The organism is Pseudomonas sp. LBUM1664 (genome assembly GCF_059695895.1).
In genome coordinates, this window is the sequence record NZ_CP166791.1 from 4,753,034 (window position 1) to 4,772,574 (window position 19,541).

The 19,541-nt window shown below is 61.6% G+C and carries 20 protein-coding genes; 10 read left to right on the forward strand and 10 right to left on the reverse strand.

All coding sequences use genetic code 11. The features are described from left to right. The first annotated feature begins 1 nt into the window (after position 1). The 3 genes from purN (at position 2) to ACA047_RS22285 (ending at position 1,838) form a co-directional block, all read left to right on the forward strand. A complete protein-coding gene (purN, locus tag ACA047_RS22275; RefSeq protein ID WP_497360490.1) occupies positions 2–652 on the forward strand; it encodes a phosphoribosylglycinamide formyltransferase in 651 nt (216 codons plus the stop codon). An 8-nt stretch (positions 653–660) separates the two neighbouring features. Then, positions 661–1,374 carry a DUF3108 domain-containing protein gene (locus ACA047_RS22280; protein ID WP_497353006.1) on the forward strand — a complete coding sequence of 238 codons (714 nt, stop codon included), beginning with the start codon at positions 661–663 and terminating at the stop codon, positions 1,372–1,374. A gap of 269 nt (positions 1,375–1,643) precedes the next feature. Then, positions 1,644–1,838 (forward strand): hypothetical protein, encoded by a 195-nt coding sequence (locus ACA047_RS22285; RefSeq protein WP_497353008.1) that lies wholly within the window; start codon positions 1,644–1,646, stop codon positions 1,836–1,838. A gap of 93 nt (positions 1,839–1,931) precedes the next feature. On the opposite strand, the gene ACA047_RS22290 is transcribed toward ACA047_RS22285, so the two are convergent. From ACA047_RS22290 to ACA047_RS22320, 7 genes are all read right to left on the reverse strand, one after another. Beyond that, positions 1,932–2,471, reverse strand: coding sequence for a DUF2058 domain-containing protein (locus ACA047_RS22290; protein ID WP_497353010.1), 540 nt, complete (start codon positions 2,469–2,471; stop codon positions 1,932–1,934). 26 nt (positions 2,472–2,497) lie between these two features. Next, on the reverse strand, positions 2,498–3,331 hold the full coding sequence (gene mazG / locus ACA047_RS22295; protein ID WP_497353012.1) for a nucleoside triphosphate pyrophosphohydrolase: 834 nt from the start codon (positions 3,329–3,331) through the stop codon (positions 2,498–2,500). Between the two features lie 97 nt (positions 3,332–3,428). Further along, positions 3,429–5,675 carry a GTP diphosphokinase gene (relA, locus tag ACA047_RS22300; protein WP_497353014.1) on the reverse strand — a complete coding sequence of 749 codons (2,247 nt, stop codon included), beginning with the start codon at positions 5,673–5,675 and terminating at the stop codon, positions 3,429–3,431. A 100-nt stretch (positions 5,676–5,775) separates the two neighbouring features. Next, complete coding sequence (rlmD, locus tag ACA047_RS22305; RefSeq protein WP_497353016.1) at positions 5,776–7,146, reverse strand: 23S rRNA (uracil(1939)-C(5))-methyltransferase RlmD; 1,371 nt, start codon at positions 7,144–7,146, stop codon at positions 5,776–5,778. Beyond that, positions 7,146–8,048 (reverse strand): cysteine synthase CysM, encoded by a 903-nt coding sequence (gene cysM, locus ACA047_RS22310; protein ID WP_497353018.1) that lies wholly within the window; start codon positions 8,046–8,048, stop codon positions 7,146–7,148. The genes rlmD and cysM overlap by 1 nt, the downstream gene beginning before the upstream one ends. A 195-nt stretch (positions 8,049–8,243) precedes the next feature. After that, a complete protein-coding gene (locus tag ACA047_RS22315) occupies positions 8,244–9,683 on the reverse strand; it encodes a sensor histidine kinase (protein ID WP_497353020.1) in 1,440 nt (479 codons plus the stop codon). Beyond that, complete coding sequence (locus tag ACA047_RS22320) at positions 9,670–10,392, reverse strand: response regulator transcription factor (protein WP_497353022.1); 723 nt, start codon at positions 10,390–10,392, stop codon at positions 9,670–9,672. Before ACA047_RS22320 ends, ACA047_RS22315 begins: the two co-directional genes overlap by 14 nt. Positions 10,393–10,608: 216 nt before the next feature. Between ACA047_RS22320 and ACA047_RS22325 the strand changes: the two genes are divergently transcribed. The 4 genes from ACA047_RS22325 to ACA047_RS22340 all read left to right on the forward strand — a co-directional run bounded on the left by ACA047_RS22325 (position 10,609) and on the right by ACA047_RS22340 (position 15,492). After that, complete coding sequence (locus ACA047_RS22325; RefSeq protein ID WP_497360492.1) at positions 10,609–13,359, forward strand: response regulator; 2,751 nt, start codon at positions 10,609–10,611, stop codon at positions 13,357–13,359. Positions 13,360–13,550: 191 nt separating this feature from the next. Further along, positions 13,551–14,540 carry a 2-hydroxyacid dehydrogenase gene (locus ACA047_RS22330; RefSeq protein WP_497353024.1) on the forward strand — a complete coding sequence of 330 codons (990 nt, stop codon included), beginning with the start codon at positions 13,551–13,553 and terminating at the stop codon, positions 14,538–14,540. Between the two features lie 113 nt (positions 14,541–14,653). Continuing rightward, positions 14,654–15,088 carry a hypothetical protein gene (locus ACA047_RS22335; RefSeq protein ID WP_497353026.1) on the forward strand — a complete coding sequence of 145 codons (435 nt, stop codon included), beginning with the start codon at positions 14,654–14,656 and terminating at the stop codon, positions 15,086–15,088. Continuing rightward, positions 15,088–15,492: an META domain-containing protein gene (locus tag ACA047_RS22340; RefSeq protein ID WP_497353028.1), complete on the forward strand. Its 405-nt coding sequence runs from the start codon at positions 15,088–15,090 to the stop codon at positions 15,490–15,492. The genes ACA047_RS22335 and ACA047_RS22340 overlap by 1 nt, the downstream gene beginning before the upstream one ends. A gap of 145 nt (positions 15,493–15,637) precedes the next feature. Here the strand turns inward: ACA047_RS22340 and ACA047_RS22345 are convergent, their stop codons facing one another. Further along, positions 15,638–16,105, reverse strand: coding sequence for a TlpA family protein disulfide reductase (locus tag ACA047_RS22345; protein ID WP_497353030.1), 468 nt, complete (start codon positions 16,103–16,105; stop codon positions 15,638–15,640). 113 nt (positions 16,106–16,218) lie between these two features. On the opposite strand from ACA047_RS22345, the gene arsC reads away from it, so the two are divergent. The 3 genes from arsC to ACA047_RS22360 are packed head-to-tail and all read left to right on the forward strand — an operon-like array spanning position 16,219 to position 17,592. Further along, positions 16,219–16,572: an arsenate reductase (glutaredoxin) gene (gene arsC / locus ACA047_RS22350; protein WP_497353032.1), complete on the forward strand. Its 354-nt coding sequence runs from the start codon at positions 16,219–16,221 to the stop codon at positions 16,570–16,572. Beyond that, positions 16,569–17,174 (forward strand): NAD(P)H:quinone oxidoreductase, encoded by a 606-nt coding sequence (gene wrbA / locus ACA047_RS22355; RefSeq protein ID WP_497353034.1) that lies wholly within the window; start codon positions 16,569–16,571, stop codon positions 17,172–17,174. The genes arsC and wrbA overlap by 4 nt, the downstream gene beginning before the upstream one ends. Continuing rightward, positions 17,167–17,592 carry a DUF2069 domain-containing protein gene (locus ACA047_RS22360; protein WP_497353036.1) on the forward strand — a complete coding sequence of 142 codons (426 nt, stop codon included), beginning with the start codon at positions 17,167–17,169 and terminating at the stop codon, positions 17,590–17,592. The genes wrbA and ACA047_RS22360 overlap by 8 nt, the downstream gene beginning before the upstream one ends. An 89-nt stretch (positions 17,593–17,681) precedes the next feature. Here the strand turns inward: ACA047_RS22360 and ACA047_RS22365 are convergent, their stop codons facing one another. Continuing rightward, positions 17,682–18,356, reverse strand: coding sequence for a DNA-3-methyladenine glycosylase I (locus tag ACA047_RS22365; protein ID WP_497353038.1), 675 nt, complete (start codon positions 18,354–18,356; stop codon positions 17,682–17,684). 84 nt (positions 18,357–18,440) lie between these two features. Continuing rightward, positions 18,441–19,265: a tRNA 2-thiocytidine(32) synthetase TtcA gene (gene ttcA / locus ACA047_RS22370; protein ID WP_497353040.1), complete on the reverse strand. Its 825-nt coding sequence runs from the start codon at positions 19,263–19,265 to the stop codon at positions 18,441–18,443. Positions 19,266–19,541 lie beyond the last annotated feature (276 nt).

Consider the following 19,541-nt stretch of genomic DNA (forward strand, 5'->3'; position numbering starts at 1 on the left):
GATGTCTGCAACCTGTGATGTCGTGGTGCTGCTGTCCGGTACCGGCAGTAACTTGCAGGCCCTGATCGATAGCACGCGCACCGGTGACAGCCCGGCCCGTATCCGCGCGGTGATTTCCAACCGCGCCGATGCCTACGGTCTGCAACGCGCCCGGGAGGCGGGTATCGACACCCGAGTCCTGGATCACAAGGCGTTCGAGGGCCGCGAAGCCTTCGACGCCGCGCTGATCGAACAGATCGATTCCTTCAATCCACAACTGGTGGTACTGGCCGGTTTCATGCGCATCCTCAGCGCTGGCTTCGTGCGTCACTACCAGGGCCGCCTGCTCAATATCCATCCATCGCTGCTGCCCAAATACAAAGGGTTACACACTCACCAGCGCGCGCTGGAGGCCGCAGACACGGAGCACGGCTGCTCGGTGCACTTTGTCACCGAGGAACTCGATGGCGGACCACTGGTCGTACAGGCAGTAATACCGGTAGAGTTGCACGACACGCCGCAAAGCCTGGCGCAACGGGTTCACGCCCGGGAGCACCAGATCTACCCGATGGCCGTGCGTTGGTTTGCCGAAGGCCGGCTGACCCTCGACGATCGCGGTGCCTCACTGGACGGCCAGTTGCTCGCCGCCAGCGGCCATTTGATTCGATACTAGGAGATTTTATGCGTCGCGCCCTGCTCTTCGCTTGCGCTCTGCTTGCCTTGCCCCTGGCACAGGCTTCAGAACTTCAACCGTTCTCCGCCAGCTACACCGCCGACTGGAAACAGTTGCCCATGAGCGGCACTGCCGAGCGCAGCCTGACCAAGGAAGCCAACGGCATCTGGAAGCTGAGCTTCAAGGCTTCGATGATGATCGCCAGCCTGACCGAAGAAAGCACCCTGACCCTGGACAAGGACACCCTGCTGCCACAGTCCTACCACTTCGAACGCGGTGGCCTGGGCAAGGCCAAGAAGGCCGACCTAGACTTCGACTGGAGCACGAAGATGGTCACCGGTACCGATCGCGGTGATCCGGTCAAACTGCCGCTCAACCGTGGCATGGTCGATAAATCCACCTACCAGTTGGCCCTGCAGCACGACGTGGCGGCCGGCAAGAAAAGCATGAGCTACCAGGTCGTCGATGACGGCGAAGTCGACACATATGACTTCCGCGTACTGGGCTCGGAAAAGGTCGACACCAAGGCTGGCCAGATCGATGCGATCAAGGTCGAGCGCGTGCGCGACCCGACACAAAGCAAGCGCATCACCGTGCTCTGGTTCGCCAAGGACTGGGATTATCTGCTGGTGCGTCTGCAACAGGTCGAGACCGACGGCAAGGAGTACAACATCATGCTCCTGGACGGTACGGTCAACGGCAAGGCTGTAAAAGGCAGCTGATCGACGCCGATATCAAGAAGCCCCGCCAATGCGGGGCTTTTTTTTGCCCAGATTTCATGACCGTCAAATGAACCTGCTGGACATGAAACATTCTTCATAAAACCTAAACACCTGCGACCGAATGCCGCGCATTCCCTGGCCTGCAGGATTGTTGCGACTTTCATGAAAACTTCTTAACGAACCAAAGCATTTACTTAGCAGGCTACCAAAATTTATAACAAAGTCCTGCACACGCCTTGCTGCAGATAACAGAGATTGGAGCTTGCAAGATGACTGTGAAAGTAACTGAACGCGACGACTCCCATATGTCCCACGAAGGCATCGCCGCCGGTATCCGGATCTGGGATGTGCATCAACAGGATCTGCTCGTGGGGATGTTCCACTCCGAGACGGACGCTCACAGCTACAAGGCCGAGCTGGAGTGCCAGGAAAGGCAACGCTCGCGTGAAACGGCAGAATCCTGAACGACAGCAACACCTGTAGGTCTGTGGGAGCAAGCTTTGCTCCCACAGACGCCTACAGATGTTCCAGGTTTTGTGTTTAGTTTGCTGTCCTGTTTACCACATCAAATCATCAGGAATTTGATACGCCGCGTACGGATCGTCGGCATCCACTTCTTCGGTCTGGGTGTTGAGCTGAATGATGCGCTTGGGGTCGCGCTCCTGGATTTTCAGGGCCGCTTCGCGCGGGATCACTTCATAACCGCCGGCATGGTGGACGATCGCCAGCGAGCCGCTGCTCAGCTTGTTGCGCATCAGGGTGTTGACCGAGATGCGCTTGACCTTCTTGTCGTCGACGAAGTTGTAGTAGTCCTCGGTGGTCAGCTTGGGCAGACGCGAGACTTCGATCAATTGCTTGATCTGCGCGGCACGGGCCTTCTGCTCGGCCTTTTCCTGCTGCTGACGGTTGAGTTCCTGGTCGCGCTTGACCTTTTCGGCCATGGCTTCCTGAGCTGCACGCTGCTGGGAGTCATCCAGTTCGACCTGGCCTTTGTGGGCCAGGCGTTGCTGCTTCTGTTTCTCTTTGCCGACCTGTTTGGCCTGCTTTTGGTTGACCAGCCCTGCTTTGAGCAACTGGTCGCGAAGGGAAAGGCTCATGGTGCTTACTCACTTAGGCAACAGCCTCAGCCACAGCTGGGCAAATTCTTTTCCTGACGTTTGGCTTCGCCCCACAAGGCGTCCAACTCTTCGAGGGTGCAATCTTCCATGGGACGGTGGGTGTCGCGCAATGCCTGTTCGATAAATCGGAACCGTCGCTCGAATTTCCCGTTGGCGCTACGCAGGGCGGTTTCCGGGTCGACTTTGAGGTGCCGGGCCAGATTCACCACGCTGAACAGCAAATCGCCAATCTCGTCGCTGACCGCCGCCGGGTCGTTATCGGCCATGGCTTCAAGCACTTCGTCCAGCTCCTCCCGGACTTTATCGAGCACCGGCAATGCATCGGGCCAATCGAAACCGACCTGGCTCGCACGCTTTTGCAACTTCGCCGAACGGGACAACGCCGGCAAGGCCGCCGGCACATCGTCGAGCAACGACAACTGCTCGGGAACGCAGGCTTTCTCGGCCCGCTCCTGTGCCTTGATTTCTTCCCAGCGCTGCTTGACCTGTTCCTCGCTCAGGCGTGGCAGGTCCAGGGGCGCGTACAGATCACCAGAGGGAAATACGTGAGGATGTCGGCGGATCAACTTGCGGGTGATGCTGTCGACCACGCCGGCGAATTCAAAACGATTTTCTTCCCGGGCCAACTGGCTGTAATACACCACCTGGAACAACAGATCGCCCAACTCGCCCTGCAAGTGATCGAAGTCACCGCGCTCGATGGCATCGGCCACTTCGTAGGCTTCTTCCAGGGTATGGGGGACGATGGTCTCGTAGGTTTGCCTGATGTCCCACGGGCAACCGTACTGCGGGTCTCGCAGGCGGTTCATCAGGTGGAGCAGGTCTTCAAGGCTGTACATTAAAAATCCGTCTCATCACACAAAACCCTGTGGGAAATAACCCTGTGGGAGCAAAGCTTTGCTCCCACAGGCCCACTCCCACAGGAGTGGTTAGCGATCACCCCGGCGTGCGGTTACGCCGGGTTTCGATGATGTTCGGCAACTGGGAAATCCGCCCCAGCAACCGCCCCAGCGCATCCAGCCCTGGAATTTCGATGGTCAGGGACATCAGCGCCGTGTTGTCTTCCTTGTTGGAGCGGGTGTTGACCGCCAACACGTTGATCCGCTCGTTCAGCAATACCTGGGACACGTCACGCAGCAGGCCGGAGCGGTCGTAGGCGCGGATGACGATGTCCACCGGGTAGGTGAGCACCGGCACCGGGCCCCAGCTGACCTGGATGATCCGCTCCGGTTCACGACCGCCCAGTTGCAGCACCGAGGCGCAGTCCTGGCGGTGAATGCTCACGCCGCGGCCTTGGGTGATGTAACCGACGATCGCATCCCCCGGCAATGGCTGGCAGCAGCCCGCCATCTGGGTCATCAGGTTGCCCACGCCCTGGATCTGGATGTCGCCGCGCTTGCCCGGCTTGTAGCCGGTGGCCTTGCGTGGGATCAGCTCCAGTTGCTCGTTGCCGCGCTCCGGCTCCACCAGTTGCTGGGCCAGGTTGACCAGTTGTGCCAGGCGCAAATCGCCGGCACCAAGGGCGGCGAACATGTCTTCGGCGGTTTTCATGTTGGCCTTTTCGGCCAGCTTGTCGAAATCCACCTGCGGCAGGCCCAGGCGGCTGAGCTCGCGCTCAAGCAGGGTTTTGCCGGCGGCGACGTTCTGATCGCGAGCCTGCAACTTGAACCAGTGGACGATTTTCGCCCGCGCCCGCGATGTGGTGATGTAGCCCAGGTTCGGGTTCAGCCAGTCGCGGCTCGGCGTGCCGTGCTTGCTGGTGATGATCTCGACCTGTTCACCGGTCTGCAGGCTGTAGTTGAGCGGCACGATCCGCCCGTTGATCTTGGCGCCACGGCAGTTGTGACCGATCTCGGTGTGGACCCGATAGGCGAAGTCCAGCGGCGTCGCGCCCTTGGGCAGGTCGATGGCGTGGCCGTCGGGAGTGAAGATGTAAACCCGGTCAGGCTCGATATCGACCCGCAGCTGTTCCGCCAGGCCGCCGATGTCACCCAGTTCTTCATGCCACTCGAGCACCTGACGCAGCCAGGAGATTTTCTCTTCGTAGTGATTGGACCCGGACTTGACGTCGGTGCCCTTGTATTTCCAGTGGGCGCAGACACCCAGCTCGGCTTCCTCGTGCATGGCGTGGGTGCGGATCTGCACTTCCAACACCTTGCCTTCAGGGCCGATCACTGCGGTGTGCAGCGAGCGATAGCCGTTTTCCTTGGGGTTGGCGATGTAGTCGTCGAACTCCTTCGGAATGTGCCGCCACAAGGTGTGGACGATCCCCAGCGCGGTGTAGCAATCGCGCATTTCCGGGACCAGCACGCGAACAGCGCGAACGTCGTAGATCTGGCTGAATTCCAGGCCCTTGCGCTGCATTTTTCGCCAGATCGAATAGATGTGCTTGGCCCGGCCACTGATGTCAGCTTCCACGCCGGTGGCCTGCAATTCTTCCCTCAGCTGGGTCATCACATCGGTGATGAAGCGCTCGCGATCCAGGCGCCGCTCATGCAACAGCTTGGCGATCTGCTTGTACTGGTCAGGCTCCAGGTAGCGGAAGGACAGGTCCTCCAGCTCCCACTTGATGTGGCCAATGCCCAGACGATGAGCCAGGGGCGCGTAGATGTCGAACACTTCCCGGGCGACACGATTGCGCTTTTCGTCGTCGGCGGCTTTCACGGCGCGGATCGCGCAGGTCCGTTCAGCCAGCTTGATCAGCGCGACGCGCACGTCGTCGACCATGGCCACCAGCATCTTGCGCAGGTTTTCCACCTGGCCCTGGGTGCCCAGGACCATGGATTGCCGCGGACTGAGGCTGGCACTGATAGCGGCCATGCGCAGCACGCCGTCGATCAGCTTGGCGACCACCGTGCCGAAGCGCTGGCTGACCACCGGCAACTGGATCTGCCCTTCGCGCACGCCGCGGTACAGCACCGCCGCCACCAGCGAATCCTGATCGAGCTTGAGGTCGGCGAGGATCTCGGCGATCTCAAGGCCCGTCTGAAAACTCGAGGTACCTTCGGACCACAGGTTCTTCGCCGCGTTGTGTTGCTGTTCCGCCTCACGAGCGAACTCGCAGGCGGCCTTCAAGGCTTCGCGATCCAGTGCCGTGTCGATACTGACCGCGTGATCGAGCCAAGCCTCGAGATTGATACTGCCGTCGGTGTTGATCGGCTGGTGTGCTCTCACCTGTACCATCTTTACTTACCTTCCCTACGACGCAGATTCAATGCGTCAACATCGCTGCCCTTCGGTGCCCGTGTTCCGCCCAGGGCTGTGGCGGGTTGGCACGAACGGGTCAGTCGGACAAGCCATCCTGGCTCGCTTCAAATAACGCCATGGCCTCGACATGCGCCGTCTGAGGAAACATATCGAGAATCCCGGCACGTTTTAACCGGTAGCCCTGCTTGATCAATTCGACCGTGTCCCGGGCCAAAGTTGCCGGGTTGCACGACACATATACCAACCGTCTGGCGCCCAGGGACGCCAGTTTGCGCACCACCTCGAAAGCACCGTCACGGGGTGGGTCCAAGAGTACCGCAGAAAAGCCTTCGCCGATCCATTCGGCACCCGCCAGTGGCTGGGATAAATCGGCCTGAAAAAAGGCAGTGTTATTCAAATTGTTGCTGACGGCATTGGCCGCCGCGCGGTCCACCATGGTTTGCACGCCTTCGACGGCCACCACCTGGCGCACGCTCCTGGCCAGCGGCAAGGCAAAGTTGCCCAGGCCGCAGAACAGATCCAGCACCCGCTCCTCGGATCGGGGGGCGAGCCATTGCAGGGCCTGGGCAATCATCGCCGCGTTGACCCCCGCGTTCACCTGGATGAAATCTCCCGGCCGGTACGCCAGGTCCAGATCCCAGGCATCCAGGCGATAACCCAGGGCCTGCCCGGGCTCGACCGGTTGTGGCTCGCCTTCGCCATGGAGCCACAACTGGGCTTCGTGGAAGGCGCAGAAATCCTTGAGAATCGTCAGGTCCGATGCCGACAGCGGTGCCATGTGCCGCAGCAACACGGCCAGGGACGAGCCGGCGAATAATTCCACATGGCCCAGCGCCTGGGGTTTGCTCAAACGACGGAGCATGTCCGGCAGGCGACTCATGATCGGCTGCAAAGGCTGTACCAGCACCGGGCAATCGCCGATGGCAACAATGTCCTGGCTGCCAACAGCGCGGAAACCCACCTCAAGCTTTTTCGCCTTCTGGTCCCAGCGCACGGCCACGCGGGCGCGGCGCCGATAACCGAGTTCCGGCCCGCTCAACGGCGCAGCCCATTCATCCGGTTCGACACCGGCCACCCGCGACAACTGCTCGGCGAGCATGCGCTGTTTCAGGGCGAGTTGTTCGTTGTGGGGCAAATGCTGGACGCTGCAACCGCCGCAACGGCCGGCATGGATGCACGGCGCCGCTCGACGCAGTTCACTGGGCAGCAATACGCGCTCGGTGCGAGCCTCGACCACCTTGCCATGGGCACCCAACACCCGCGCCTCGACTTCTTCGCCGGCCAGGGCGCCGATGACAAACCAGGTGCGCCCCTCGACAAAGGCAATGCCCCGGCCATCGTTGGCCAGGCGTTCGATGGTCAAGCGCTGTTTTTTACCGGTGGGCACTTGCGGGGCCCGGCTTCCGCCGCTGGGCTGGAAGCGCAGACCTCTTTCTTGCTTGGCCATCAGTTGGGCGCGTCGAAAATGCCGGTCGACAGGTAACGGTCGCCTCGGTCGCAGATGATCGCGACGATCACCGCGTTTTCAACTTCCTTCGACAGGCGCAGCATGCCCGCCACGGCACCGCCCGAAGACACGCCACAGAAGATGCCTTCTTCGCGAGCCAGGCGACGGGTCACGTCCTCGGCTTCGCTCTGGGCCATGTCGATGATGCGATCCACGCGCTCGGCCTGGTAGATCTTCGGCAGATATTCCACGGGCCAGCGGCGGATGCCGGGAATGGCCGAGCCTTCCATCGGTTGCAGACCGATGATCTGCACGTTGGGGTTCTGTTCCTTGAGGTAGCGCGAGGTGCCCATGATGGTGCCGGTGGTGCCCATCGAACTGACGAAATGGGTGATGGTACCGTCGGTCTGGCGCCAGATCTCGGGGCCGGTGGTGGTGTAGTGGGCTTCGGGATTGTCGCCATTGGCGAATTGATCCAGCACCTTGCCACGACCCTCGGCCTGCATCCGTTCAGCCAGGTCCCGAGCCCCCTCCATCCCCTCTTCCTGAGTCACCAGAATCAACTCGGCACCGTAGGCCGTCATCGCGGCCTTGCGCTCGGCGCTGGAGTTGTCGGGCATGATCAGGATCATCTTGTAGCCCTTGATCGCTGCAGCCATCGCCAGGGCGATGCCGGTGTTGCCGGAAGTTGCTTCGATCAGCGTATCGCCAGGCTGGATCTGCCCGCGCAATTCGCCACGGGTGATCATCGACAGCGCTGGCCGGTCCTTGACCGAACCCGCCGGGTTATTCCCTTCGAGCTTGAGCAAAAGCGTATTGCTGGTAACGCCGGGCAAGCGCTGCAAACGGACCAGCGGAGTATTGCCGACGCAATCGGCGATGGTTGGGTACTGCAAAGTCATGGCGTATTCGCAATCCGGACTGCGGGGGTGCCTATCATACCGGCAAACCTTGCGCGGCCATATCACGCAAAGTGCGGTGGTTATGGCTTATAGGAATAAGCGAGCCAAAAGCCCAAGGCCAATGCGGTCCCTGTGGCGAGGGAGCTTGCTCCCGCTGGGCTGCGCAGCGGCCCAAAAGCCTGAGTCCGCAGTGTGTCAGACAGCTTGTTGGGGGCCGCTTCGCGCCCCAGCGGGAGCAAGCTCCCTCGCCACGGGAACGGTGTCAGGCTTTTCTTTGATGGCTGTCTCAATGGCCACCAACCGCAGATTCAACCGCAAGCCTTTCCCGGCATTTTCCGCCCACAGTTGCCCACCCTGGCGCTGCACCGCATTGCGGGCAATGCTCAACCCCAACCCGAAACCACCATCCCCCGGACGGGAGCCATCGAGGCGGATGAAAGGGTCGAAGATGCGGTTGAGATCCTGCTCGGCCACGCCACGCCCTTCGTCTTCCAGCCACAGGTGCCAGAACCCGCCGTCGCGTTGGCCGTTCAGCCGCACGACGCCGCCGGGCGGTGAATGGCGGATGGCGTTGCGCAGGATATTTTCCAGGGCCTGGGCCAGGGTGTTGAGGTGGCCCTGCACCCAGCAGTCGGCGTCCACGGCGCAATGCAGCTGACTGGCGGGCCAGCCGCTTTCGTAGCAGGCATTTTCCGTGAGCATTTCCCACAGCGCCTGAATCTGGATCGCCTCCCCTGGCAACGGTGCGCGTTCGGTGTCGAGCCAAGCCAGTTGCAAGGTGTCCTCCACCAGTCGCTGCATGCCCTGGACCTCTCGATCGACGCGCTCGCGCAACCGCACCAGATCCTGCTCGCTTTCACCGGCGACCTGCAAGCGACTGAGGGGCGTGCGCAGTTCGTGGGACAGGTCGCGCAGCAACTGCTGCTGCAGGGCAACGGTCGATTGCAGGCGTTCGGACATGTGATCGAACGCACGGCCCAACTCACCCAATTCATCGGTGCGGTCGGTGATGCGGGTGGACAAGCGCACGTTCAGTTGATCGGCTCGCCAGGCATTGGCCTGTTCGCGCAGTTGATTGAGGGGCACCACCAATAAGCGATACAGGCCGACACACAGCAGCAGCGTGAACAGCCCGGGAATCACGCCGTTGGTAATCACTCGCCAGAACACCCGGTACTGCCCCGGCAGGAAACGCTCAGGCAGTTCGATCACCAGGCTGCCGGCAGACGGGTCATCGGGGAACGGCACCCGCAGCCACGGCCGGCCTTTCTTGTGGATGGGCCAATCAAGACCACGCAGGAAGGTCAGGCGCTGGATTTCCTGGTCCGTCAGCGGGTGATCGCTCAGCGATTGCAAGTCACTGCCAATGACGCCGACCCAGCTCGCTTCGCGCTGTTGCATGCCTTGCAGCCAATGATCGACGCCCGCTTGCTGGCCGGCGTACCAGGCTTGCTCGGCCTCGTAGGCGTAGCGTGTGAGTGTGCTGCGAGCCTCGTCCGACAGAAACTGATTGCGCTTCTCCATGTAGCGCCCCCAGGACCAGCTCAGCCAGATCATCAGCAGACAGAACGCCACCAGCAGGCACGCCAGCTTCCAGAACAGTGAGTGCCTTGCGGGCAGATCAGACCATTTCATCATCAGCACCCAGCACATAGCCCTTACCCCACACCGTGCGCACTTGCCGAGTGGTGTAGCCGATGGTCTTGAGTTTGCGGCGAATCTGGCTGACGTGCATGTCCAGGCTGCGGTCGTGGGGGGCATAACCGCGTTGCAATACATGTTGATAAAGGAAGGCTTTGCTCAGCACCTCATCACCACTGCGGTGCAGGACCTCCAGTAAGCGGTATTCGCTGCGGGTCAGCCCGGCCCATTGTCCGGCGACCTGCACGTCACAGCGCTCTTCATCGAAATCCAGGTCCTTGGCCTGACGCACGATTGCCGCCGGCGCCGGTCGCCGGTCCAGGGCCACTCGTCGCAGAATGGCCTCGATGCGCACGCGCAGCTCCACCATGCTGAAGGGCTTGGGCAGGTAATCGTCGGCACCGAGGCGAAAGCCACTGATGCGGTCTGCTTCGGCGCCCAGGGCCGACATCAACACCACTGGGGTCGAATGGCTCTGGCGCAGACAGGTCAGCACCGCGAGACCGTTCAGGCCGGGCAGCAGAATGTCCATCAACACTACGTCGAAAGCCTGTCGGCGGGCGATGTCCAGGCCTTCCTGGCCGTTCTGGCACCAGGTCACGTCGAAGCCGCTGCGGCCCAGGTGCTCATGAACATAGGCACCAAGCACGGGATCGTCTTCGATGGAAAGGATGCGGGGATGGTCGACGTAAGTGGGATTCATGAGTATCTGCAAATAATTCTCAGTTGAGCGATTATTCAAGATCGGCTCCACGGAGGCAACCGCTGCGTATAGCTGTGGCAAAGTGCCCAGCATTACGGGATGCACGGCGACATGAATTTTACGAAGATTGCCCGCCTGCAAGTCGCTACACTGCGCAGGTATTGCGTGCCGGATGCGCGCAAAGCTCAATCAGACCGCTGGATGCAGGAGATTCGTGTGCTCAAGAAACTGGGAATCAAAGGCCGCGTGCTGTTGCTGGCCCTGTTGCCGACCAGCCTGATGGCGCTGGTCCTGGGCGGCTATTTCACCTGGACGCAGCAATCGGACCTGCACGCTCAGCTGCTGCAACGTGGCGAGATGATCGCCGAGCAGCTTGCCCCGCTGGTCGCCCCGGCCATGAGCCACCAAAACACCGATCTGCTGGAGCGCATTGCCACCCAGTCCCTTGAGCAATCGGACGTGCGTGCCGTGACCTTCCTCGCCCCTGACCGCGCGCCACTGGCCCACGCCGGCCCGACCATGCTCAACCGCGCACCGGAAGGCAACAGTGCCCAACTGCTGCAACGCACCGGCAATGACGCCACTCGTTACCTGCTGCCGGTATTTGGCAAACATCGCAACCTGGCCGGCGATCTGATCCCCGAAGAGTCCGACCGCCTGCTGGGCTGGGTCGAGCTGGAGCTGTCCCACAGCGGCATGTTGCTGCGCGGTTACCGCAGCCTGTTCGCCAGCCTGCTGCTGATCGCCGCCGGCCTGGGATTGACCGCGTTGCTGGCCTTGCGCATGGGGCGCACGATCAACCGACCGCTGAGCCTGATCAAGCAAGCCGTGGCGCAACTCAAGGACGGCCACCTGGAAACCCGCCTGCCGCCGCTGGGCAGCCAGGAGCTGGATGAACTGGCGTCGGGCATCAATCGCATGGCCGGCACCTTGCAGAACGCCCAGGAAGAATTGCAGCACAGTATCGACCAGGCCACCGAAGACGTACGCCAGAACCTGGAAACCATCGAGATCCAGAACATCGAGCTGGATCTGGCCCGCAAGGAAGCCCTGGAAGCGAGCCGGATCAAGTCCGAGTTCCTGGCCAACATGAGCCATGAAATCCGCACGCCGCTCAACGGCATCCTCGGCTTTACCCACTTGTTGCAGAAAAGCGAACTGACCCCGCGCCAGCTCGACTACCTGGGCACCATTGAAAAATCCGCCGACAGCCTGCTGGGCATCATCAACGAGATCCTCGACTTTTCGAAGATAGAGGCCGGCAAGCTGGTGCTCGACAACATTCCGTTCAACCTGCGAGACCTGTTGCAGGACACCCTGACCATCCTCGCCCCCGCAGCCCACGCCAAACAACTGGAGCTGGTGAGCCTGGTCTATCGGGACACGCCGCTGTCGCTGGTGGGCGATCCGCTGCGCCTCAAACAGATCCTGACCAATTTGGTGAGCAACGCCATCAAGTTCACCCGCGAAGGCACCATCGTCGCCCGCGCCATGCTTGAAGACGAACACGAAGACAGCGTGCAGTTGCGCATCAGCGTTCAAGACACCGGCATCGGCCTGTCGAACCAGGACGTGCGTGCGCTGTTCCAGGCGTTCAGCCAGGCCGACAACTCGCTGTCCCGACAACCGGGCGGTACGGGGTTGGGCCTGGTGATTTCCAAGCGCCTGGTGGAACAGATGGGCGGTGAGATCGGTGTGGACAGCACGCCGGGCGAAGGCTCGGAATTCTGGATCAGCCTGCGTCTGCCCAAAACCCGTGACGATGCCGAAGACCTGCCTGGCCCACCCTTGCTGGGGCGGCGCGTGGCGGTGCTGGAGAACCATGAACTGGCCCGTCAGGCCTTGCAGCACCAGCTCGAAGACTGTGGCCTGCAAGTGACACCATTCAACACCCTGGAGAACCTGACCAACGGCGTCACCGTTGCCCACCAGACCGAACAGGCGATTGACTTGGCCGTGCTGGGCATCACCAGCAACGACATGCCGCCGGAGCGCCTCAACCAACACATCTGGGACCTGGAACACCTGGGCTGCAAAGTGCTCGTGCTGTGTCCCACCACCGAGCAGACGCTGTTCCACCTCTCGGTGCCCAACCCGCACAGTCAGTTGCAGGCCAAGCCGGCGTGCACCCGCAAGTTGCGCCGCTCGCTGTCCGACCTGGTCAACCCGCGCCCGACCCGCAGCGAAACCCACGAACCGGTGGCCAGCCGCGCCCCCAAAGTGCTGTGCGTGGACGACAACCCGGCCAACCTGCTGCTGGTACAAACCTTGCTCGAAGACATGGGCGCCAAGGTGCTGGCAGTGGAAAGTGGTTATGCCGCGATCAAGGCCGTGCAGAAAGAAACCTTCGACCTGGTGTTGATGGACGTGCAGATGCCCGGCATGGACGGTCGCCAGAGCACCGAGGCGATTCGCCAGTGGGAAAGCGAGCGACACTGCACGCCGCTGCCGATTGTCGCCCTCACCGCCCACGCCATGGCCAACGAAAAACGCGCCTTGCTGCAAAGCGGCATGGATGACTACCTGACCAAACCCATCAGCGAACGGCAACTGGCCCAGGTGGTACTCAAATGGACCGGCCTGGCCCTGCGCAATCAGTCACCCGATCGCAGCGGCGACGCCCAGGGCGGCAGCGAACTGCTGGTGCTCGATCACGAAGAGGGTCTGCGCCTGGCGGCCGGCAAGGCCGACTTGGCCGCGGACATGCTGGCGATGCTGCTGGCCTCCCTGGAAGCCGACCGCGAAGCGATCCGCCAGGCCTGCGAGGCCAACGATCACAACGCCCTGATCGAACGGGTCCACCGCCTGCACGGCGCCACACGCTACTGCGGCGTACCGCAATTGCGCGCCGCCTGCCAGCGCAGCGAAACACTGCTCAAGCAACAGGACCCCAAGGCTGCCGCAGCCCTGGAAGAGCTGGAGCGCGCCATCAACCGCCTGGCCAGCGAGGCGCGCATCAGCGCCTGATCCAGGGCAATACCCCAGAACCCAGGGTCGCTGAAAATCCACGCTCCTACCCGAACCGTAGGAGCTACCGAGTGCAACGAGGCTGCGATCTTGCCCCTGACAATTGAGTCGCAAGCGAAAGGTCAAAAGATCGCAGCCTCGCTTCGCTCGACAGCTCCTACGGGCTTATTTTTTTGTGCCAGGAGGCCGCCATGCGTGTGATTTTTTTCAGCAGCCAGACCTACGACCGCAACAGTTTCAGCAACGCCCCGGCACCTGCCGGCCTTGAATTGCAATTCCAGCCGGCACGTTTGAACCTGGACACCGTGGCCCTGGCCGAACGCCATGAAGTGGTCTGCGCCTTCATCAACGATGACCTGAGCGCCCCGGTGCTGGAGCGGCTGGCGAACGGCGGTACCCGGCTGATCGCCCTGCGCTCGGCCGGCTACAACCATGTCGACCTGCTCGCCGCCAAACGCCTGGGCTTAAGCATCGTCCGGGTACCCGCCTACTCGCCCCATGCCGTCGCCGAACATGCCGTGGCATTGATCATGGCCCTCAATCGCTGCCTGCACCGCGCTTACAACCGTACCCGGGACGGCAATTTCAGCCTCCATGGGCTGACCGGTTTCGACCTGGTAGGCAAGACTGTCGGCGTGATCGGTACCGGGCAGATAGGCGCTACGTTCGCGCGGATCATGGCCGGCTTCGGTTGCCAGTTGCTGGCTTACGACCCGTACCCCAATCCTCAGGTCGAAGCCTTGGGCGCTCGCTACTTGCCCCTGGCCGACCTGCTGGCGCAAGCCCAGATCATCAGCCTGCACTGCCCGCTCAACGACCAAAGCCGGCACCTGATCAACGCCCAATCGCTGGCGGCCATGCAACGCGGCGCCATGCTGATCAACACCGGACGTGGCGGCCTGGTGGACACACCGGCCTTGATCGAAGCATTGAAAAGCGGTCAGTTGGGCTACTTGGGACTGGATGTCTATGAGGAAGAGGCCCAGCTGTTTTTCAAGGACCGCTCCGACCTGCCTTTGCAGGATGACGTACTGGCACGGCTGCTGACCTTCCCCAACGTGGTGGTCACCGCCCACCAGGCGTTTCTGACCCATGAAGCGCTGGCCGCGATTGCTGCGACCACCCTTGAAAACATTGGCGCCTGGGCGAAGGGCACGCCGCAAAACCTGGTGGATAGCTGACCCGGTCTATCCGCCAACACATAACTCCCACAATGGATTTCGTCGCCTGAGCAGCATCCGAACCATACCAAACCATGGCCCGTGCTAGCATATCGCGCCTATTTGGAGGACACATGGCCGAACACGATTTTCGCTACACCCTGATGAACCCGCAGCACACCTTGACCGAAGTCCGCGCCCTGGCGCCGGGCCGTTACCAGGTCACCGGCAATGGCGGTTCGATCCAGGCCAACGATGTACTGCTCGTCACCCTCAAGGGCAGCAAGGACTTGTCCATGCGCCTGACCGTGGACACCGTACGCCACCTGCTCAAGCCCATGGGACAATGGACCGCCATGACCACCGGCCCGGTGTTCGGCGAACTGGCGATCCACACCTGGCAGGTCAACTGCGATCGCTGCGCCAAAGAGCTGAGCTTCGAATTTGCCGTCGACGCCAAGCTCGGCGTCAAGGCCCAGAAACCGGCCGCCAGCGCGCGCATCGCCGAGCTGGGCTGGACCACCGTCGGTGAAAAGCACCTGTGCCCCAAATGCCAGGAAGCCGCCTGATGAAACGCCTGGCCCTGTGCGTGTTGATCGGCGCGAGCCTGATGGGTTGCGCCGCTGAGCCGGTGCAACTGCAACACAACCGCAGCTACATTCTGGAATGGATCGGCGAACGGCCATTGATCGATTACAGCCACCTGACCATTACCCTAGGAGACGATGGCCGGGCGTATGGCAACGGCGGCTGCAATCACTGGTTCGCGCCCTACACCCTGGAAGGCCACCGGCTGAGCTTCGGCAAGATCGGCAGCACCCGCAAGCTCTGCGCCCCGGCGCTGATGGAGCAGGAAGCGCGCTTTTTGCAGGTGCTGGAAAAGGTTGAACGCTGGGACGTCTCACCCACTGAACAAATGCGCTTCTGGCCGGCCCAAGGCAAGCCGCTGCGCTGGTGGCTGGAAGAAGGCTGAGGGCCTGATCAAATCCCCGGTGGGCCCTGTAGGAGCTGCCGAAGGCTGCGATCTTTTGATCTTTCGCTTGAGACTCAATTGTCTGGGACAAGATCGCAGCCTCGTTGCACTCGGCAGTTCCTACAGGGTTGCTTCACTCAGGGGGCTACTTGAACGCCTGCAACGCCTCAAGCTTGGCCATCACCCCCGCCGCCGTCTGCTCCCCCAGCAATTGCTCGCGCACCTTGCCTTGCTTATCGATGATATAAGTCACCGGCAGCCCCTCGCTGCGAGGAATATCGAAAAACTCGGCCGGGTCCCGGGCCAGCACGGTGAAACGAATGCCCATCTTCTCGCTGGCGCTCTTGAGTTCCTCGCCCTGCACCTGGTCGAAATTGACCCCGAACACGCCGACGTTGCGCCCCTTTAGCTGTTCAGCCAAGGCATTGAACTCCGGGATTTCAGTACGGCACGGTGCGCACCATTCGGCCCAGTAGTTGAGCACCAGCCATTGCTTGTCCAGCCGTTGCGAGGCAATGGCCTGGCCGTTCTGGTCCACCCCGTAGTCGTTCCCGCAGCCGGCGAGCAACAAAATGCCCATGAATGTCAGTGCCGCCGTCAATCGCCTTGCCATGTGCCAATCCTTGTCTGAATGTGAGCATCACCGCGACCTGTCGCCTCTCAAGGTGCTTGGGGCTTCGCGGCACAGTAGAATAGCCGCCACCTTACGCAAGATGCGACCCGCTCATGACCGATCTGACGCTTTATCACAACCCGCGCTGCTCGAAATCCCGCGGTGCGCTGGAACTGTTGGAGGCCCAAGGCCTGACGCCCACCGTGGTCCGCTATCTGGAAACCCCGCTCGACGCAGCGCAGCTCGAGCGCCTGCTGGGCAAGCTCGGCATTACGGCACGGCAACTGCTGCGCACCGGCGAGGAAGAATACAAAACCCTGAATCTGGCCGACGAAAGCCTGAGCCAGGACCAGTTGATCGCCGCCATTGCCGCGCACCCGAAACTCATGGAACGGCCGATTCTTGAAGCCGGTGACAAGGCCATGATCGGGCGCCCGCCGGAGAAGATCCTGGAGATCCTGCCGTGAGCACACCGTACATTCTGGTGTTGTATTACAGCCGCAGTGGCGCCACCAACGAAATGGCCCGGCAAATCGCCCGTGGCGTCGAGCAGGCCGGGCTGGAAGCCAGACTGCGTACGGTGCCGGCGATTTCCACCGAGTGCGAGGCGGTGTCGCCGGACATCCCCGAGCAAGGCCCGCTGTACGCCACCCTCGACGACCTGAAGAACTGCGCCGGCCTGGCCCTGGGCAGTCCGACCCGGTTCGGCAACATGGCCGCGCCGCTCAAGTACTTTCTCGACGGCACCAGCAACCTGTGGCTGACGGGCGCCCTGGTGGGTAAACCGGCCGGTGTGTTCACGTCCACGGCCAGCCTGCATGGCGGTCAGGAAACCACCCTGCTGTCGATGATGCTGCCGCTGTTGCACCACGGCATGCTGATCACCGGCCTGCCCTACAGCGAATCGGCCTTGATCGAGACCGAGGGTGGCGGTACGCCTTACGGCCCTAGCCATCACGCCGGTGCCGACGGTAAAAGCGGCTTGAACGAACATGAAATCGCGCTGTGCCGGGCACTGGGTTCGCGCCTGGCGAAAACCGCACAACTGCTGGAGAACGGCCGTGGCTAAGAAGCCGAAAATCCTGCCTCCCACTCAGTGGCTGGAGCCGCGCGTGCGCGTCGCCCGCGTCCTCAGCCTGCTGTGCTTTTTCGGCCTGGTGGGGTTGCTCAGTGGGTATTATCTGCTGATCGCCGACCTGCACGGCGCGCGCCCCTGGGTCATTCTGCTGATCGAGCTGGTGCCGCTGCTGATACTGGCGCCTGGCATGCTCAGCGGCAGCGCCCGTGGGCATTCGTGGATGTGCTTCGTGGTGAACCTGTATTTCATCAAGGGCACGCTGGCGGCCTATGACCCGAACCGGCAGTGGTTCGGCGTGCTGGAAATGGTGGCGAGCGTGGCGCTGTTCTGCTCGGCGCTGCTGTATGTGCGCTGGCGGTTTCAGTTGAACCGGCGACTCGCGGGCGAAGGTGATATTTCCGTCGCCTGATAGACCGCTATCGCGAGCAGGCTCGCTCCCACATTGGACTTTCGGCGTTCACAAATCCCTGTGGGAGCGAGCCTGCTCGCGATGCGGTCTCAATGATTGACGGTGTAAGCCAGCATCATCGAAATCTGCGACATCGGCCTTCCACCACTCTCTTCATGCCACTGATTGAAGGCGTTCTGCACCGTCGCCAGGTCCCGCAGGCTGGTGGGAACTTTGTCGATGATGTCCTGGGCATTGAGCGCCGCCACCACGTCATAACTGGGCACGAAGGTGTCCTTGCCCATCATCCGCAGGAAGCGCGGTGCCGACAGGCCGCCCAATTGATGGCCGTGCTTTTTCAGGTAGGTCCACAGGCCAACGATATCGGTCACCGGCCAGTCGGCGATCAGCGCGCCGAAGCTGCCCTTTTCGTGCGCCACGTCCAGCACAAGCTGCGCATTGCGCGGCACGCTCTTGAGCTTGCCCAGGTGCCGGATGATCCGCGCGTCCTGCATCAGCCGCTCCAGGTGCTCGGCACTCATCAGCACGACTTTTTCCGGATCGAACTTGAAAAACACCTCTTCGAACGCCGGCCACTTGGCGTCCACCAGACTGTGCTTGAGCCCGGCACGGAACACCCGCAGTGCCATGGTCGAGAGGTAGCGGTCATCGCTGATCTTGCGCAGTTGCGCCGGGGTCTTGGGAACAGGCAGGTGGGCTTCCAGTTCAGCCGCCGAACCGAAGCGGTTCAGACAATACTCGTGCAGCCACTTGTAATCGCGCATGCCCTCTCCTGGGTCAGAAATGAAAACGGCGCCCTAAGTGGCCTGTATGGCCACTGGCGCCGTGAATAGGAGCCGCTGCCCTCGTCAGAGGTTCACCACATTGACGAACCGCGACGCGGCGCTTTCGTCGATGCGCAGGTTGGTGAAGTCGAACAGGTTGCGATCGGCCAGTTGCGATGGAACGACGTTCTGCAAGCCACGGAAAATGCTCTCGGTTCGGCCCGGCGTCTTGCGTTCCCACTCCTGAAGCATCTCCTTGACCACTTGGCGCTGCAGGTTCTCCTGGGAGCCGCACAGGTTGCAGGGGATGATCGGGAATTGCTTGAAATTCGAATAGGCCTGGATGTCCTTTTCGCTGCAATAAGCCAGCGGGCGGATCACCACGTTGCGCCCGTCATCGGCCCGCAGCTTGGGCGGCATGGCCTTGAGCGAGCCGTTGTAGAACATGTTCAGGAAGAAGGTCTCGACGATATCGTCGCGGTGATGCCCCAGGGCCATCTTGGTCGCACCGATCTGATCGGCAAAGGTGTAGAGCGTTCCGCGACGCAGGCGCGAGCACAGCGAACAGGTGGTCTTGCCTTCGGGAATCAATTCCTTGACCACCGAATAGGTGTCCTTCTCGACGATGTGGTACTCCACCCCCAGCGACTCAAGGTAAGCCGGCAGCACATCCTCGGGGAACCCGGGCTGCTTCTGGTCCATGTTCACCGCGACGATGTCGAACTTGATCGGTGCCACCTTCTGCAAATGCATCAGCACATCGAGCAGGGTGTAGCTGTCCTTGCCACCGGACAGGCAGACCATGACCTTGTCGCCGTCTTCGATCATGTTGAAATCGGCGACCGCCTCACCGGCCTGGCGGCGCAGGCGCTTTTGCAGTTTGTTCTGGTTGACCGTAAGAGTGCCCATGACGCGAAATCCGTGAGGTGTGACGAAAGGCCGGCATTTTAGCTTTTCAAGCAGCTGCAAGCTACAAGCCACAGGCTGCAAGCCAGGCGCGGTACTTTTTCTTGCAGCTTGCCGCTTGAAGCTTATAGCTATCAACAGCTTCCCCGACAGCGCGATTTGCTCTAAGCCTTCCATCCCAATAGCGTGAACTCCTTCCTATACTGCGACATAAGGTCGCACACATATACAGACCTTCACTTACTTGGCCGCTTGGCCCGTAGGCGCTCCGTTGGGGGG

Excerpts from the sequence above, each read along its gene's own strand:
- purN (WP_497360490.1), top strand. The coding sequence starts at position 2 with ATGTCTGCAACCTGTGATGTCGTGGTGCTGCTGTCCGGTACCGGCAGT.
- ACA047_RS22280 (WP_497353006.1), top strand. The coding sequence starts at position 661 with ATGCGTCGCGCCCTGCTCTTCGCTTGCGCTCTGCTTGCCTTGCCCCTG.
- ACA047_RS22285 (WP_497353008.1), top strand. The coding sequence starts at position 1,644 with ATGACTGTGAAAGTAACTGAACGCGACGACTCCCATATGTCCCACGAA.
- ACA047_RS22290 (WP_497353010.1), bottom strand. The coding sequence starts at position 2,471 with ATGAGCCTTTCCCTTCGCGACCAGTTGCTCAAAGCAGGGCTGGTCAAC.
- mazG (WP_497353012.1), bottom strand. The coding sequence starts at position 3,331 with ATGTACAGCCTTGAAGACCTGCTCCACCTGATGAACCGCCTGCGAGAC.
- relA (WP_497353014.1), bottom strand. The coding sequence starts at position 5,675 with ATGGTACAGGTGAGAGCACACCAGCCGATCAACACCGACGGCAGTATC.
- rlmD (WP_497353016.1), bottom strand. The coding sequence starts at position 7,146 with ATGGCCAAGCAAGAAAGAGGTCTGCGCTTCCAGCCCAGCGGCGGAAGC.
- cysM (WP_497353018.1), bottom strand. The coding sequence starts at position 8,048 with ATGACTTTGCAGTACCCAACCATCGCCGATTGCGTCGGCAATACTCCG.
- ACA047_RS22315 (WP_497353020.1), bottom strand. The coding sequence starts at position 9,683 with ATGAAATGGTCTGATCTGCCCGCAAGGCACTCACTGTTCTGGAAGCTG.
- ACA047_RS22320 (WP_497353022.1), bottom strand. The coding sequence starts at position 10,392 with ATGAATCCCACTTACGTCGACCATCCCCGCATCCTTTCCATCGAAGAC.
- ACA047_RS22330 (WP_497353024.1), top strand. The coding sequence starts at position 13,551 with ATGCGTGTGATTTTTTTCAGCAGCCAGACCTACGACCGCAACAGTTTC.
- ACA047_RS22335 (WP_497353026.1), top strand. The coding sequence starts at position 14,654 with ATGGCCGAACACGATTTTCGCTACACCCTGATGAACCCGCAGCACACC.
- ACA047_RS22340 (WP_497353028.1), top strand. The coding sequence starts at position 15,088 with ATGAAACGCCTGGCCCTGTGCGTGTTGATCGGCGCGAGCCTGATGGGT.
- ACA047_RS22345 (WP_497353030.1), bottom strand. The coding sequence starts at position 16,105 with ATGGCAAGGCGATTGACGGCGGCACTGACATTCATGGGCATTTTGTTG.
- arsC (WP_497353032.1), top strand. The coding sequence starts at position 16,219 with ATGACCGATCTGACGCTTTATCACAACCCGCGCTGCTCGAAATCCCGC.
- ACA047_RS22365 (WP_497353038.1), bottom strand. The coding sequence starts at position 18,356 with ATGCGCGATTACAAGTGGCTGCACGAGTATTGTCTGAACCGCTTCGGT.
- ttcA (WP_497353040.1), bottom strand. The coding sequence starts at position 19,265 with ATGGGCACTCTTACGGTCAACCAGAACAAACTGCAAAAGCGCCTGCGC.